Source organism: Pseudomonas parasichuanensis, assembly GCF_021601385.1.
GTDB lineage: Bacteria > Pseudomonadota > Gammaproteobacteria > Pseudomonadales > Pseudomonadaceae > Aquipseudomonas > Aquipseudomonas parasichuanensis.
The window spans coordinates 1-15,919 of sequence record NZ_BQHO01000003.1; the positions used below are offsets into that span (position 1 = coordinate 1).

Annotated in this window: 12 protein-coding genes and 1 pseudogene; 5 read left to right on the plus strand and 8 right to left on the minus strand. The window is 63.5% G+C overall.

Going from position 1 to position 15,919, the window contains the following annotated elements; translation table 11 throughout:
• A partial coding sequence (locus tag L6D77_RS02990) for a retention module-containing protein (RefSeq protein ID WP_236169965.1) occupies positions 1–2,281 on the minus strand: 2,281 nt, incomplete at its 3' end.
• Between the two features lie 485 nt (positions 2,282–2,766).
• Here L6D77_RS02990 and L6D77_RS02995 point away from each other — a divergent pair.
• From L6D77_RS02995 to L6D77_RS03005, 3 genes are all read left to right on the plus strand, one after another.
• Entirely contained in the window at positions 2,767–4,140 is a 1,374-nt protein-coding gene (locus L6D77_RS02995; protein ID WP_232881015.1) for a TolC family outer membrane protein, read from the plus strand.
• 77 nt (positions 4,141–4,217) lie between these two features.
• Entirely contained in the window at positions 4,218–6,353 is a 2,136-nt protein-coding gene (locus tag L6D77_RS03000; protein WP_232881072.1) for a type I secretion system permease/ATPase, read from the plus strand.
• Positions 6,354–6,477: 124 nt separating this feature from the next.
• Positions 6,478–7,833, plus strand: a complete 1,356-nt coding sequence (locus L6D77_RS03005; protein ID WP_232881004.1) for an HlyD family type I secretion periplasmic adaptor subunit — start codon at positions 6,478–6,480, stop codon at positions 7,831–7,833.
• Positions 7,834–7,847: 14 nt separating this feature from the next.
• Here L6D77_RS03005 and L6D77_RS03010 read toward each other — a convergent pair whose 3' ends face one another.
• From L6D77_RS03010 to L6D77_RS03030, 6 genes and pseudogenes are all read right to left on the minus strand, one after another.
• On the minus strand, positions 7,848–8,366 hold the full coding sequence (locus tag L6D77_RS03010) for a hypothetical protein (protein ID WP_232881003.1): 519 nt from the start codon (positions 8,364–8,366) through the stop codon (positions 7,848–7,850).
• A gap of 401 nt (positions 8,367–8,767) precedes the next feature.
• Complete coding sequence (locus tag L6D77_RS03015; protein ID WP_232881002.1) at positions 8,768–8,995, minus strand: hypothetical protein; 228 nt, start codon at positions 8,993–8,995, stop codon at positions 8,768–8,770.
• 464 nt (positions 8,996–9,459) lie between these two features.
• Entirely contained in the window at positions 9,460–10,065 is a 606-nt protein-coding gene (locus L6D77_RS03020; protein WP_232881000.1) for a tRNA-uridine aminocarboxypropyltransferase, read from the minus strand.
• 236 nt (positions 10,066–10,301) lie between these two features.
• Complete coding sequence (locus L6D77_RS03025) at positions 10,302–11,330, minus strand: methyl-accepting chemotaxis protein (protein ID WP_373870566.1); 1,029 nt, start codon at positions 11,328–11,330, stop codon at positions 10,302–10,304.
• A gap of 234 nt (positions 11,331–11,564) precedes the next feature.
• Positions 11,565–11,909: pseudogene (locus tag L6D77_RS27460) on the minus strand (PAS domain-containing protein); the annotation flags it as partial.
• A gap of 98 nt (positions 11,910–12,007) precedes the next feature.
• Positions 12,008–12,901 carry a LysR family transcriptional regulator gene (locus L6D77_RS03030; protein WP_232880996.1) on the minus strand — a complete coding sequence of 298 codons (894 nt, stop codon included), beginning with the start codon at positions 12,899–12,901 and terminating at the stop codon, positions 12,008–12,010.
• A 226-nt stretch (positions 12,902–13,127) separates the two neighbouring features.
• Between L6D77_RS03030 and speB the strand changes: the two genes are divergently transcribed.
• On the plus strand, positions 13,128–14,078 hold the full coding sequence (speB, locus tag L6D77_RS03035; protein WP_110996363.1) for an agmatinase: 951 nt from the start codon (positions 13,128–13,130) through the stop codon (positions 14,076–14,078).
• Between the two features lie 233 nt (positions 14,079–14,311).
• Complete coding sequence (locus L6D77_RS03040; RefSeq protein WP_232880994.1) at positions 14,312–15,691, plus strand: sodium:solute symporter family protein; 1,380 nt, start codon at positions 14,312–14,314, stop codon at positions 15,689–15,691.
• 73 nt (positions 15,692–15,764) lie between these two features.
• Here L6D77_RS03040 and L6D77_RS27265 read toward each other — a convergent pair whose 3' ends face one another.
• Positions 15,765–15,893 (minus strand): PA1414 family protein, encoded by a 129-nt coding sequence (locus L6D77_RS27265; RefSeq protein ID WP_269807354.1) that lies wholly within the window; start codon positions 15,891–15,893, stop codon positions 15,765–15,767.
• Positions 15,894–15,919: the final 26 nt, after the last annotated feature.

Genomic DNA, 15,919 nt, shown 5'->3' on the forward strand with positions numbered 1-15,919 from the left:
CAGCATTGCCGACCAGGGTGAAGGTCAATGCGCCTACGCCACCGGTGACCGCATCGGTCAATGAACCCGACGCCGTCTCGGTGTTGGCGTGCGGGTCACTCCCCACCACGTTGCCACCGGCCAGGTCGTTGCCGTCCTTGCTCAAATCCAGGGCTTTCTCGTAGACCGTCACTTCACTGTCAGGGCCGGCGATCAGCTTGCTATCCAGCACGTTGATGGTGATGGTGGTGGTGCTCTCGTCGCCGTCAGCGTCACGGATGGTGTAGACGAAGGTATCGGTCGCCGACTGCGGCAGGTCGAGGTTCGGGGTGGCGTGATAGGTCGCATTACCTTGGGCATCCAGTGTCAGATACCCGTACTGGCCTTGGATCTGCTCGCCGACATGACCTGCTGCCGAGGTCGAAATATCGCTGCCGGCACGCACGCCCACCACGTACTGGCCGTTGGCTCGCACATCGGCGCCGATCACATCGTTGGCCAGCACATTAGCGGTGACGCTGCCACCTTCGGTGGCATCGGCGGCGTCGAAATGGGCCTTGGGCACATCGTCGACGATAGTGACCTGCAGGTTGCCGCTGACAGTGCTGCCATCGCTGTCTGTGGCGGTGACAACGAAGTGCTCCACCAGGTTATTGATGCCGTCGCCAGTGGCGTGGCTCTCGTTATCCAGCAGCGTGTAACTGTAACTGACCACCCCGCTGGCCGGGTCGTAGCCGGTAATGGTCAACGTATTGCCCAAGGGCGTAGTGATGGACTGCGGGAAGCCAGCCACCACCCCACCGCTGACCAGCGCAATGCCGCCCACGGTGAGCGTCTGCAAGCCATCCAGCGCGGTCACGCTGAAGCTTGAGCCCTGAGTCAACGCCGCCGGGTTCGGCGCGCTGCCATCAACCAGGTGCTTCTCGAACAGGGTCAGTTGGCCGCCTTGAGTGTCGAGACCACCCAGGGTTACCGGGTCGTTGATATTGCTGACGTTGAGGGTCAGGGTCGCACTGCTGGTATCGCCGTCGGCATCTTTGATGGTGTAGGTGAAGTGCTCCACCCCACTGCCACCACCCAGCAGGTTCTTGAAGTCCGGATCGCTGGTGTCGAGGGTGTAGGTGTAGGAGCCGTCCGCAGCCAGTACCAGCGTGCCGTAGGTACCTACGAACGTGCCGCCCTGCACGGGCCCGCCCGCGACGCGGTCGGCGCCTTGGGTGTCGTTGCTGAGCACGTTGCCGGTCAGTTCGGTGTGCTGCTCGGTGGCGGTGAAGGCATTGCTGTCGTTGACGGCCTTGGGCACGTCGTCGCGAATGACCACGTCCAGCGAACCACTGGCCACGTCGCCGTCACTGTCGCTGACCAGTACCGGGAAATGCTCGCCGAGGGTATTGCTGCCCGCGCCACCGGGGTGGTGCTCGGCGCCGTTGAGGGTATAGCTGTAACTGACCACACCCGTGGCCGGGTTGTAGCCGGTGATGGTGAGCGTGTTGCCAAGCGCGGTGATGATGGACTGGCCGACGCCGGTAACAGCCCCGGCGGTCACCACGTTGATCCCCCCGACACTGAGATTGAACACACCATCGGGCGCAACCACGGTGAAACTGCCGGCCTGGGTCAACGCCGCCGGGTTGCTGGCCGAGCCTTGCGCCAGGTGGGCTTCATCGAGCGTCAGTTCACCCGGCTGCAGATCGAGGCCATCGAGCGATACCGGGTGATCGGGCGGGGCAAGGGGCTCCGTTACAGGGGTATCCGGCGGGCTAACGGCGAAGGGCAAATTACCACGGTTACTGAGGTCCAGCTCACCGAGGTAGCGGTTGGCCAGTTCGGGGATGCCATTGAAGCCCGCCGTGGGGAAACCGATGGTGGGGTCGACCCGCGCAGCCACTTCGCTCAGCATCACGAAGCTGTGCCCGCCACCCAGTTCGCCCGACATGGCACCGTGCATGCCACCGGCCGCAGGCGCTTGCGCGACCTGGGTCGGGTCGGCACCGGCGGCGATGGCCTTCTGCAGATGCTCGACATCGGTGAGCTGGGCCGCGCTGGGTGTGGCACCTGGGCCCTGCCCAGTGGGCGCGTGGTGGGCCAGCAGGTCCGGGGTCATCGCCAGGCTGCTGTCGCGGCCCAATGTGAGCTCGGCGCCGTTGTGCAGCCTTACCGCCACGGCCCCGGCACTGCCAGTCTCCAGTTGCTCACCGGCAAACAGGCGATCGCCCTCCACCAACAAGCGGCGGTGACCGTCCCCCCCCACCGCGAATACCTGGCCTACCACCTTGCTGACCACGCCGATCAATTTGGCCATGAGCGCACGCCTCCCCTGCCGATGGGCTTTTCGCAGTCAGAAGCATGCTGGGTAAAACACACAACGCTCCATGTTCCCTGGCTGTCGGAACGTTGCTGTCACGCTCGTGAGAATCACGTTCCTTGTGACGGTTGCCGCGATAGCGGTTATGGGCAATGGCCATCAGTGCATGCCAATTTATTGTCGCCAAATTCCGCTTTCGCCTTCCTCCCCAGACTGCTTAGCCGCAAAAAATCTAAAACGTTATCCGAAGCCCGAAACCCGCGTCTCCCAGCCGGTTCGCCGAGCCACCTGTTTGCAACAATGTCGCGTATTCCTTAGACCTCATAAGTTTTTTTTCGCATATACCTTATGAAAAAATCTTCTTAGCTCGCGCGATAAATGTTCTTAGCTCTGATGTTACAAGCCTGAAACGGTTTGATTCTTATAAGTCGTCATTTTATTGACGGCAGCAGGAATTTTTTAAGACCAGGGAGAAGTACCCCATGCGCGTGTTAACCCCCATCACCAGTGCAATTTTATTGGCCATGGCGTGTGCCAATTCTCAGGCGATGTCGATCACCGAAGCCGTCCAGAACGCCGTGGACCAGCATCCCGAAATCGGCGCCAGCCGCAACAGCCGGCTGTCAGCCGATGAAGATGTGAAGTTTGCCCGCGGAGGGTACTACCCAACGGTCGACCTGGTAGCCGGCTACGGCCGCCAGCGCTCGGACAACACCAATACCCGTGGTTTCAATCCGGACGGCACCCGTAACCACAACAAGGAAACCCTCAACTACACCCAATCCGAGCTGCGTCTGCGGCAGATGCTGTTCGACGGTTTCAACACCGCCAACGAAGTCGGCCGTACCGAAGCGGTGGCCACTTCGCGCGCCTACTACACCCAGGCCACCGCCGAAACCGTGGCCCTGCGCACCGTCGAGGTGTACCTCGAAGTACTCAAGCGCCGCGAGCTGGTGACCCTGGCCAAGAACAACCTGCAGGCCCACCTGAGGGTCAACGACCAGATCGGCCTGCGCAGCGAACGCGGCGTGGGCAGCACCGCCGACCTCGACCAGTCCCGCGCCCGCCGCGCCCTGGCCGAAAACAACCTGGACACCGCCGAGGTTGACCTGGCCGACGCCGAAGCCAACTTTTTCAGCGTGGTCGGGCGCATGCCCGACGAGCTGGAAACTCCTGTGACGATCAAAGGCGAGATACCGGGCAACCTGCAGGATGCCCGCCAGGGCATGCTGGAAAACAATCCCTACCTCAAGTCGGCGCAGGCCGACGTGCAGTCCGCCGAGCAGCAGTACGAAGTGGCCAAGTCGCCCTTCTACCCACGCCTGGATGCGGTGCTGGCCACCGGCGCCAACAACAACCTCGGCGGCCAGAAAGGCCACGACAACAACGACTGGCAGGCCGGCGTCGAACTCAGCTACAACCTGTTCCGCGGTGGCAGCGACAAGGCCCGCCTGCAGTCCGACGCGCACAAGATCAACCAGGCCATGGACATCCGCAACAACGCCCTGCGCCAGCTCAACGAAAACCTGAGCCTGGCCTGGAACGCCATGACCAACGCGCGCAAGCAGACCCCGAGCGCCCGCGAATACGCCGAAACCACCCAACGCGTGCGGGCCGCCTACCAGGACCAGTTCGGCCTGGGCCAGCGCACCCTGCTCGACGTGCTCGACAGCGAAAACGAGCTGTACAACGCCAACCGGCGCTATACCGAGGTGCGCTATACCGAGGAGTTCTCGATGTACCGGCTGCTGGCGAACATGGGCGAGCTGCTGAACAAGCAGCGCATCTCGCTGCCGCCTGAAGCCATCGCCAAGACCGAAGTGCGCAACGAAGCCCGGCTGCCCGACATGCGCTAGGGCCTGACTTCACGCGGGGCGCCCTTGCCGGCGCCCTTTCCCGTCCAACGCGGCAGGGAGTGGCCATCGTGACCAGTATGCAAAGCGCGCAACCGCGCCTGGATGTGGATGATCCGTTGCTCGATGGCCTGCTGATCCTGTGCAAGCTGCATGGCTGCCCGGCCAGCCGCGCCAGCTTGTGCAGCGGCCTGCCCTTGGCCGAGCAGCGCCTGGGGCTCGCTCTGCTACCGCGCGCCGCCGCCCGTGCCGGGTTACAGGCACGCGTACTGCCACGCGAGCTGGGTGCCATCTCGGCACTCAACCTACCGGTCCTGCTGATCCTCAATGACGGCCGCAGCGCCGTGCTGCAACGCTGGGGCGAGAATGGCCGGGCGTTGCTGCTGCCCTGCGAAGCCGAGGGCGGCGAACAATGGGTCGAACGCGAGGCGCTGGCAGAGGCCTACAGCGGCCAGGCATTGTTCGCCCGCCCCCGGCATACCCTGGAAGACATTCGCGCACCGCTGCTACCCAGGGTCAACGCCTGGTTCCGCGATACGTTGCGCCACTCCCGTTGGTTGTATGGCGATGCGCTGCTGGCCAGCCTGCTGATCAACCTGTTGGGGCTGATGGTGCCGTTGTTCGTCATGCAGACCTATGACCGGGTGGTGCCCAACCAGGCGCTGTCGACCTTGTGGGTGCTGGTTGCCGGGCTGTTCATCGGCACCGCTTTCGAGCTGGCGCTGCGCATGGTCCGTGCCCATCTGCTGGACCAGGCCGGCAAGAAGACCGACCTGATTCTCTCCGCCACGCTGTTCGAACGCATCACCGGCATGAGCATGAAAGCCCGCCCGGCCACCATCGGGGGCTTCGCGCAAAGCATCCACGACTTCCAGGGGCTGCGCGAATTCCTCACCGCGGTCACCCTGACCAGCATCATCGACCTACCGTTCGTTGCCCTGATGTTGCTGGTGATCGGCATGCTTGGCGGATGGCTGGTGGTGATCCCGTTGGTTGCCTTCCCGGTTGCCGTGGGGCTGGCACTGTTCATTCAGGTGCGCCTGCGCGACACCGTGCAGAAAAGCCTGAGCCTGGGCGCCGTGCGCCAGGCCCTGCTGATCGAGACCCTCGGTGGCCTGGAAACCCTCAAGGCCTGTGGTGCCGAAAGCGAGCGCCAATACCAGTGGGAGCACACCAACGGCGCCATCGCCCGCCTTGATGCCCATGCCCGCAACCTGTCGTCGCTGGCTACCAACGGCACGCTGTTCATCCAGCAGTTCTGCGGCATGGCCACCATCGTCGCCGGGGTATACAGCATCATCGCCGGCAACCTCAGCGTCGGCGCACTGGTGGCCAGCTACATGTTGGGCAGCCGCGTGCTTGCCCCGCTCGGCCAGATTGCCGGGCTGATCACCCGCTATCAACAAGCGCAACTGACCATGCAGAGCACCGACGCGCTGATGAGCCTGCCGCAAGAGCGCCAGGCGCAACAGCAGGCGCTGGAACATACGGCACTGCACGGCGGCGTGAGCATCAACCACGCCAGCTTCCGCTACCCAGGGCAGGCTGCAGCGGCGCTCAACGACGTGAGCTTTACCCTCAAGCCGGGCGAACGCATCGGCATCATTGGCCGTAGTGGCTCGGGTAAAAGCACCCTGGCGCGGTTGCTGATGGGCTTCCATCACCCCGACGAAGGCCAGGTGCTGCTGGACAACCTGGACCTGCGCCAGCTGGATATCGCCGACCTGCGCAATCAGATCGGCTACGTCGCCCACGACCTGCCATTGCTGGCCGGCAGTCTGCGCGACAACCTCACCCTGGGTGCCCGCCATGTCAGCGATGCGCGCATGCTCGAAGTGGCCGAGCTGACCGGCGTCAGCGAACTGGCCCGGCAGCACCCGCAAGGCTTCGATCGCCCGGTGGGCGAGCGTGGCCAACTGCTGTCTGGCGGTCAACGCCAGGCCGTGTTGCTGGCCCGCGCACTGCTGCTGGAACCGCCGATTGTGATTCTCGACGAACCCACCAGCCACATGGACAACAGCAGCGAGGAACAACTGCGCCAGCGGCTGCTTGCCTGGGTGCCGGGCAAGACCTTGCTGCTGGTCACCCACCGCACGTCGATGCTCAGCCTGGTGGACCGGCTGCTGGTGCTGGACAACGGCAAGATCGTTGCCGACGGGCCGAAGGATGCGGTCATCGATGCGCTGCGCAAGGGGCGGATTGGCGCGGCGTTGTAGATCAGCAAGCGCGGCATCGTCTGTGTGGGAGCGGGTTTACCCGCGAAAGCGTCGGCAGGGCCACTGCCGCATTCGCGGGTAAACCCGCTCCCACAGGCTCACCACTCTCAATCGGAGGCAGCAGATGTCCATTAGCCACAGCATACGCAGCTACCTCCATGGCACCGACAAACGCGCCGAACGCGACTACCTGCCGGAACTCGCCAGTGCCACCTTGCAGGAAACACCGAGCCTGTCACGTCTGACCGTGTGGCTGGCCGCGATCCTGCTGCTGGTTGCCTTGATCTGGGCCAACTTCGCCGTGCTCGACGAGGTCACGGTCGGCGAAGGCAAGGCCATCCCCTCGAGCAAGGTTCAGGTGATACAGAACCTGGAGGGCGGGATCGTCACCGAGATCTTCGTGCGCGAGGGCCAGATGGTCGACAAGGGCGCCACCCTGCTGCGCCTGGACGACACTCGGTTCAAATCCAACAAGGGCGAAAGCGAGGCTGACCGGTATGCCCTCACCGCCCAGGTCGAGCGTTTGTCCGCAGAGGCCGAAGGCAAGCCGTTCGTGGTGTCCGACGAAGTGCGCGCAAAGGCACCCCAGGTAGCCGAAGACGAGACCTCGTTGTACGAATCACGCCAGCGTCGCCTGGCCAGTGAAAAACAGACCCTTAACGAGCAGCTGCGACAGAAGACTCAGGAGCTGGCCGAGTTTCGCTCCAAGGCCGACCAATACCGCTCGGCCGTGGGCCTGTTACAGCAAGAGCTGGACATGTCGTCACCCTTGGTGAGTAAAGGGGCAATCTCGCCGGTGGAAATCCTGCGCCTCAAGCAACGCAGCGTCGAAGCCCGCGGTCAGCTCAATGCCACCAACCTGGCCATACCCCGCGCCGAAGCGGCCATCGCCGAAATCCGCAGCAAGGTCCAGGAGTCCGATGCCAGCTTCCGCTCGGACGCGGCAAAAGACCTCAATGACAAGCGCACCGAGCTGTCGAAGATCACCGCCACCAGCATCGCCATCGACGACCGGGTCAACCGCACCACCGTGGTGTCGCCGGTGCGCGGCATCGTCAAGCTGCTCAAGGTCAACACCATTGGCGGCGTGGTGCAGCCCGGCAGCGACCTGGTGGAAATCGTGCCGATCGAGGACAACCTGCTGATCGAAGCCAAGGTGCGGCCACAGGATGTGGCCTTCCTGCACCCGGGGCAGACGGCGATGGTCAAGTTCAGTGCTTATGACTACACCATCTACGGCGGGCTCAAGGCCAAGCTGGAACTGATCGGTGCGGACACCGTCACCGACGACAAGGGCAATGCGTTCTACCTGATCCAGGTACGCACCGACAAGAATCACCTGGGTGGGGATAACAAGCCGTTGCTGATCATCCCGGGGATGGTGGCCACGGTGGACATCATCACCGGGCAGAAGAGTGTGCTGGATTACCTGCTCAAGCCGGTGTTGAAGGCCAGGACGGAAGCGTTGCGCGAACGCTGATCGAAATGTGCGACCTACATGGGTATAGGATCAGCCAGTAAGCCGTCGGGCGGGGACTGCAGATCGATGATCCTGACATTGAAGACCTGCTCGATAACTTGCCTAGGCCCCTGGTTCAAGCTCCAGGTGAACATCACCAACAACCCCAGCAGCAATACAAAGATCACCGAGGCAACCACGCCCTGTGAAACACCCGTCCAGTAGTTCGGCCTGTACCGCCTGATTTCCTCGCTCGCCTGCCCCGCCAGTCGATGCTCCAACTCTTGCGCCTGCCCCTCGAGCGAGGTGTTGAGGAAATCCTCTGCCAACTTGCCTGCCTGGTCCCGGTAAGTTTCCTGCTGGAAGCGGGAGTTGCTGATCGCGTGAAAATGCACGAGATCCGCCTCGTCGGGATCTTTGCCCTGCCGGTCCCGCCAGCCCTGAATGAATTCGATCTTTTGCCGCTTGTATACCGCGTAGGCAATCATTCCCAGAAGATCGACATCACTTTCCACCAGGTCCGTGTAGATGAAGTTGTAGCGTTCCGTCGCCATATTTCTTCAATCCTGATTCAACCTTCTCATTGCTGCTTCAAGTGCCGCCCTGATTTCTTCCCGGCTATGGCGCGTGTTGTAAAGAATGTCCTCCACGGCCCGTGGCCACCGACGCTCCCGCCCTGGCCATCTACCGGCCCGCCTCTCGCCAAGCCTGGCGTTGGCTTCGGCGATAAGGCGTTGTGAAAATATGACTTTGGAACTCACGGCATCACCCTCCTGGCCTATCACTGGAGGGCAACCTTAGCGCATCGGGTCGGCTGGGCATGTGCTGCGTGGTTTCAAGGGATTTCACGCACGTTTCGAGGTCGATGCGGCCCAATCGTTGAACAAGCCAGCGCCCATGGATCATGAGCTAATCCTGTGGAGCGGGCTTGCCCGCGATAGGGCCGTTACAGCTATCAATCGGGTACAGACATACCCTTCAGTTCATCCAGCTTCCCACACTGCTCACTGGCCAATCGGCTGATGATCCGAATGGCCTGGTGGATACCCGCCGTGCTCCGAAAGCTCAGCTGAGGGTTATGCTCACACTCCAACACCTCGTCATGCTGCACCAGCGCTTCACCCAGCAATTCAAGCGTGCAGATATAGCTCTGGATGTTCGACAAGCGTTCACGATCAATCATGGGGACACCTCCGGTTTCACGCGGTTGGCGAGTGCCTGACTATTGATGAGGTAGAAGTGATGGGCCGAGGCTGGTGCAACAGCCGGCCGGCGGAGAGCGGATGCGAGGATCCTGTACAGACGTTTGAAAGTCATGCATGAGACTCCAAGTTTTCAGGTTGGAGCTGCCGCAATGCTTCCTACGGGATTAGGTGGCAGCCATGTGTGGGGTAGGAATACCGGCAAACTTGGAAACCGGCCAGGCCGAAGCCTGCCCACACACAGCCGCCATGACACAGCACAGCAGGCACAAAAAAGCGCCTGCTGCAATGACGGCGCTTGATGCGTGCGCCAAGTTTACCAGCGGGTTCCTACACCCGGTCACGGTTTTCGCCGCGACTCAGGAAATCTATCCGTGGAAGTTGGCTATCACAAGCGGCGGAACAGTGGGAAAAATCTCTGAATCCAGTAGGAATTAAACTCGAATTAGTCTGATCCCGTGTTGTGATTGCGCTCGAATGTCTCCATCCCCATCGCCCTGATCTGGCCCTCGATAAGGGCCTCGAAGGGTCGCAACACTGGATCGAACCGGCCCGTGCCCTCCAGCACATTCAAAGCCTGCACCACCGCCTCGATGGTCGACAACGCCCCCGGCTCCGGCGCCTTGCGCAACCGGTAGCGTGAGGGCGCCACATCACCGAGCGTCACCCGCGGCAGCGCCTCCAGCAGCGGGTTCAGGTACAGCATCTTGCGTGCCTTGCGCCAGGTGCCATCGGGGACGATCAACAGCAGCGGCAGGTCGCTGCCTTCGCCATAGGCTCGCAGAACTTCGGCACCCTCACCGGGGAACAGCAGCGCTGGGCGGTACCCCGGTGTCGTCAGCAGCGCTTCGAGGTCATCGAAAACTTCCCCCACCCGCAGCTCGGCATTGATCAGCCCGAGGGCTGCCAGACGCGCAGTATTCAGGGCATGCGACGTTTCGCTGGGGTGCTGCAACACGACCACGCGCGTGCGGCTGTCGAGGCTGGGAATCAGCGGGCAGAGGCAGTGGGCGATCGGGCGCTGGCAGCGTTCGCAGCGAGGTCTGGGCATGGTGGGCTCCTTGGGGCGCGCAGTGTGCCACAGGGGTGAAGCGATGGGGCAAAGTCACCCAAGCTTACAACCCATCGCAGGTTGTCACCTCACGGGATTACACCGAGCTGAAAACCTGCACATGACCTGTGGGAGCGGGCTTGCCCGCGAACACCGGCAACGCCGGTGCCATCCACCGCGTCGCTTACATTCGCGGGCAAGCCCGCTCCCACAGGTTCAGCGGGCGCTCTCCGATTTCAGCGGTTGAACCGCTCCGCCAGGCTATGCAGGTACTCCGCCATGCGCTCCAGGTCCTGGCTGATCTCGGCGCCCTGCCTGGCCTGCCCGGCACTTTCGTCACACAGGTGGGCAATGCGCACGATCTGCTGGTTGATGTCTTCGGCCACATGGCTCTGCTGCTCGGACGCCGTGGCCATCTGCTGGCTCATGCCGGTGATGCGGCTGACCGCCTGGGCGATGCCGGACAACGCTTCCTGCACCGCCTCGACACTGTGCACGCTGTCACTGGAGATCTGCTGGCCGCGGCTGGCACTGGCCACCGCACGGTCGGCCCCGGTGCGCAGGCCGGCGATGATGTGGTGAATCTCCTCGGTGGAGGCGCGGGTACGCTGGGCCAGCGAGCGGACCTCATCGGCGACCACGGCAAACCCCCTGCCCTGCTCGCCGGCGCGGGCGGCTTCGATCGCGGCGTTGAGCGCCAAGAGGTTGGTCTGCTCGGCAATCGAGGTGATCACGTCCACCACGCTGCCGATCGATTGGGTTTGCTCGGCCAGGGCATTGACCGCCTGGCCGATATCGCTCACCGCCTCGCTCATGCTGCCCATGGCGCGCAGGCTTTGCTGGGCCAGGTCGCTGCCCTGCTGGGCCAGCTGATCGGCGTCGCTGGCGGCATGGGCGGTGCTCTGCACGTTGTGGGTAACTTGTTGGATGGTCGCGGCCATCTGCGCGATGGCGGTGGCTGACTGGTCGGTTTCGCTGCGCTGGCGGTCGAGCATCTGCGCCTGGGCGTCGGACAGGTCGGCGGACTGCGCGGCCCGTGACTTGACCCCGACCCCGGCGTCCACCAGGCGGGTCAGCGCGGTCTGCAGCCGTGCCTCTTCACTGAGGATCGCCAGGTCGAGCTGGCCTTGCAGGCCAGGGTTGTCGCTGTAGGTCAGGGCCACCAGCGGGCTGGTGAACGCTTTGGGATGCTCCTGCAGGGTGCGGCGGATGGCCTGGTTCTGCCGGTGCTCGACCAGGTACCAGGCCGCCAGCAGGCTGGCCATCAGCACCCCCAGTGCGGCGTACTGGGGCAACCACAGGTAGCCGGCGGCCGATAGCAGCCCGGCACCGATCAACGGCCAGCCGTGACCGATGCCATGGCCCAGGCGCGCGGCCAACGCCACTGGCGAGCGGCCGGCGCGCAGGCGGGCGTAGAGCGCTTCGGCACGGCGGATCTGTTCGCGGGTGGGCACCGAACGCACCGACTCGTAGCCACTGATGCGGCCGTTCTCGTAGATCGCCGTGACATAGGCGCTGACCCAGTAGAAATCGCCGTTCTTGGCGCGGTTCTTGACCACGCCCATCCAGGGTTTGCCTTGCTTGATGGTGTCCCACATATGGCCGAAGACCGACGGCGGCATGTCCGGGTGACGCACCAGGTTGTGCGTCTGCCCGACCAGTTCGTCGTAGGTGAAACCGCTGATGGCCACGAATGCGTCGTTGCAATAGGTGATGCGGCTGTTGAGGTCGGTGGTGGAAATCAGCCGCTGGTGGTTGGGAAAGGTTCTTTCGTGTTCGGTGACGGGCAAATTCATGCGCATCGTTGGCGGTCCCTTGCTTATCCAGATGAGTGGGAAATTCATCAAAGCAAGTAGATGTTTAGCAGAAGGCCATTACGTCAGTGGTCAAGTTTTGCAGGATTTTTTACCGACCTGACGGAATGAGCTGAAAACGACATGGATCAGCCCACGTTGAGCTGGCTTTTGAGCAGGTCGCGGAACGTCTGGATCAAGGGTTCCCGGCTGCGCCCCCGGCGAATGATCAACGAGAACGGCGCCTGGTAACCGAAGGTGGCCGGCGACAATACCCGCAAGTCGCCCTTGTCGACCCAGGCCTGGGCGTAATGCTCGGGCAGGTAGCCGATGTAGGCGCCGGAGAGAATCAGGATCAGCTGCGCCTCCATGCTCTCCACCGTCGCCGCGCTGTGCTTGAAGCCGTGTCGGGCCAGCTCGGCCTGGCTCCAGTAGCCGCGCCCGACCATGCGCTGCTGGGTGATCACCGGCTCCGGGATGCGTCGTTCAACGAACAGCGGGTGGCGGCTGCTGCAATACAGCCAGTGCTGTTCGCGGTACAGCGGCTGGTACACCAGGCCGCTCATGCGTGAAGAGAAGGCGCCGATGGCCAGGTCCAGGCGGTTGTCCTGCACGCCCAGCTGCAATTCGTAGGGGCTGGAGACCGACAGGTGCAGGTGCACCCCCGGGTGCTCCTGGCTGTAGGCACCGATGGCCTCGGCCAGCGGCAGGGCGCGATCGCCCACCGTGGAGTCGATCACCCCGAGGTTGAGGGTGCCGCGCAATTCGCCCTTGAGCGCCGCCGCGTACTGCTCGAAGCCGTCCAGTTCGCCGAGCAGGCGCAGGGTCTCCTGATGGAACAGCTCGCCCTTGCTGGTCAGGCTGAAACCGCCACGGCCACGGTGGCACAGGACGATACCCAGGGCGCCCTCCAACTGGCTCATGTAGGTGCTGATGGCCGAGGTCGACAGGTTGAGGTCGCGCTGGGCGTTGGCGAACCCCTGGTGGCGCACCACGCTGGCGAAGATACGCAGCAGTTTCAGGTCGGGCAGCGATGAGGCCATGGGGCGAGGGTTCCGCGGGCTGGAAATCGCCTGAGTCTAACGCGCCTTCAAGCGGATAGTTCAGAAATTCCTGAAGTAAGTATTTGTCGGTAGCGATTCTTCCGCCGCACTACCTTGCGCAGACTGCGGCGAAATGTCCCTGCCCGCCGGCCCCCATCGTGCCTGGAGGCGCGCGGCGGTACAGGTTCGAACAAACATAACAATCGACCGACTGATGAGGCCCACCGTGGACAAGACTCTCCACCAACCACTGGGCGGCAACGAAATGCCGCGTTTCGGCGGCATCGCCACCATGCTTCGCCTGCCCCACCTGCAAAGCGCCCAAGGCCTGGACGCCGCCTTCATCGGCGTGCCGCTGGACATCGGCACCTCGCTGCGCTCGGGCACCCGCTTCGGCCCACGGCAGATCCGCGCCGAGTCGGTGATGATCCGCCCGTACAACATGGCCACTGGCGCGGCCCCGTTCGACTCGCTGTCGGTGGCCGACATCGGTGACGTGGCGATCAACACCTTCAACCTGCTCGATGCCGTGCGCATCATCGAAGAAGCCTACGACGAGATCGTCGAGCACAATGTCATCCCGCTGACCCTGGGCGGCGACCACACCATCACCCTGCCGATCCTGCGCGCGCTGCACAAGAAGCACGGCAAGATCGGCCTGGTGCACATCGATGCCCACGCCGACGTCAACGACCACATGTTCGGCGAGAAGATCGCCCACGGCACCACCTTCCGCCGCGCCGTGGAAGAAGGCCTGCTCGATTGCGACCGCGTGGTGCAGATCGGCCTGCGCGCCCAGGGCTACACCGCCGACGACTTCAACTGGAGCCGTCGCCAGGGCTTCCGGGTCGTCCAGGCCGAAGAGTGCTGGCACAAGTCGCTGGAGCCGCTGATGGCCGAAGTGCGTGAGAAAGTCGGTGGTGGCCCGGTCTACCTGTCCTTCGACATCGACGGCATCGACCCCGCCTGGGCACCCGGCACCGGCACCCCGGAGATCGGCGGCTTGACCACCATCCAGGCGATGGAGATCATCCGCGGCTGCCACGGCCTGGACCTGATCGGCTGTGACCTGGTCGAAGTCTCCCCACCTTACGACACCACCGGCAACACCTCGCTGCTGGGCGCCAACCTGTTGTTCGAAATGCTCTGCGTGCTGCCGGGCGTGGTACGCCGCTGACCTGAGCAAATACCTGAGGCGGCCTCATCGCTGGCAAGCCAGCCCCCACACCTCAACCTGTGGGAGCCGGCTTGCCGGTGATGGGATCGACACCATTGCAAAGATGAAACACCCCCGGCAGGAGCCATTCGGGAGGGCCATAGAGGCCCGCCAACACAAGACAGAACCGCCGGGCGCGTGAACCCGCCCGGACGGCCGATCTCGCCATAATAAAGATAATCGGGAGACCCCCAATGGCCTTGGACATCATCGTTGTACTGATCTATGCCGCCGGCATGCTTGCGCTTGGCTGGTACGGCATGCGACGTGCGAAGACCCACGAAGACTACCTGGTGGCCGGGCGCAACCTCGGCCCGACCCTGTACATGGGCACCATGGCCACCACCGTGCTCGGCGGTGCGTCCACCGTTGGCACCGTGCGCCTGGGTTACGTGCATGGCATCTCGGGCTTCTGGCTGTGCGCCGCACTGGGCCTGGGCATCATCGCGCTGAACCTGTTCCTCGCCAAACCGCTGCTGCGCCTGAAGATCTTCACCGTCACCCAGGTGCTGGAGCGCCGTTACAACCCGATGGCGCGCCAGGCCAGTGCGGCGATCATGCTGGCCTACGCGCTGATGATCGGCGTGACCTCGACCCTGGCCATGGGCACCGTGCTGCAGGTACTGCTCGACGTGCCGTTCTGGATGGCGCTGCTGTTCGGCGGCGGCGTGGTGGTGGTGTACTCGACCATCGGCGGCATGTGGTCGCTGACCCTGACCGACATCGTCCAGTTCGTGATCAAGACCGTAGGCCTGATGTTCATCCTGCTGCCGGTGTGCCTGTACAAGGCTGGTGGCTGGGACGCTCTGGTGGCCAAGCTGCCGGCGGCCAGCTTCAGCTGGACCACCATCGGCTGGGACACCATCATCACCTACTTCCTGATCTACTTCTTCGGCATCCTGATCGGCCAGGACATCTGGCAGCGGGTGTTCACCGCCCGTGACGAGAAGGTCTGCCAGCGCGCCGGCACCACCGCGGGCGTCTATTGCGTGCTGTACGGCCTGGCCTGCGCCTTGATCGGCATGTCCGCCCATGTGCTGATGCCGGACCTTGCCAACCCGAACAACGCCTTTGCCGAGATGATCAAGGGCCAGTTGCCAGAAGGTATCCGTGGCCTGCTGATGGCCGCCGCCCTGGCCGCGATGATGTCCACCGCCAGTGCCGGCCTGTTGGCCGCCTCGACCACCCTGACCGAAGACCTGCTGCCCAAGCTGCGCGGCGGCAAGCAGTCGAGCCTGGGCATCAACCGCCTGTTCACCCTGCTGACCGGCCTGGTGGTACTGGGCATCGCCCTGGCGGTGAACGATGTGATCAGCGCCCTGACCCTGGCCTACAACCTGCTGGTGGGCGGCATGTTGATCCCGCTGATGGGCGCGATCTTCTGGAAGCGCGCGACCACCGCCGGGGCCATCGCCAGCATGTCGCTGGGCTTTGTCACCGCGCTGTTCTTCATGTTCAAGGATGGCCTGGATGCCAACTCGCCGATCTACTACAGCCTGGCCATCGGCCTGGTGAGCTTCGTGGTGGTCAGCCTGGCGTCGCGCAAGCCGGCTGCGGCAGTCAACCTGGCCTGACCCGCGCTTCACAGCTCCATTAACGCCAAAGGCCGCCGCATCTTGTCGATGCGGCGGCCTTTGGCTGCGTGTATCAGCGACGACGCGGCTGGCGCTTGCGCTGTTCTTCGTCGGTAGGGATCGGCACCGGCTGTAGGGGTGGCGGGAGCAAGCCCAGAGCGACGGCTAGGTCGTGGAGCCAGTTGTACATGCGTTCTTTCATAATGCCCCCTTTGACGGGTTCAGCCT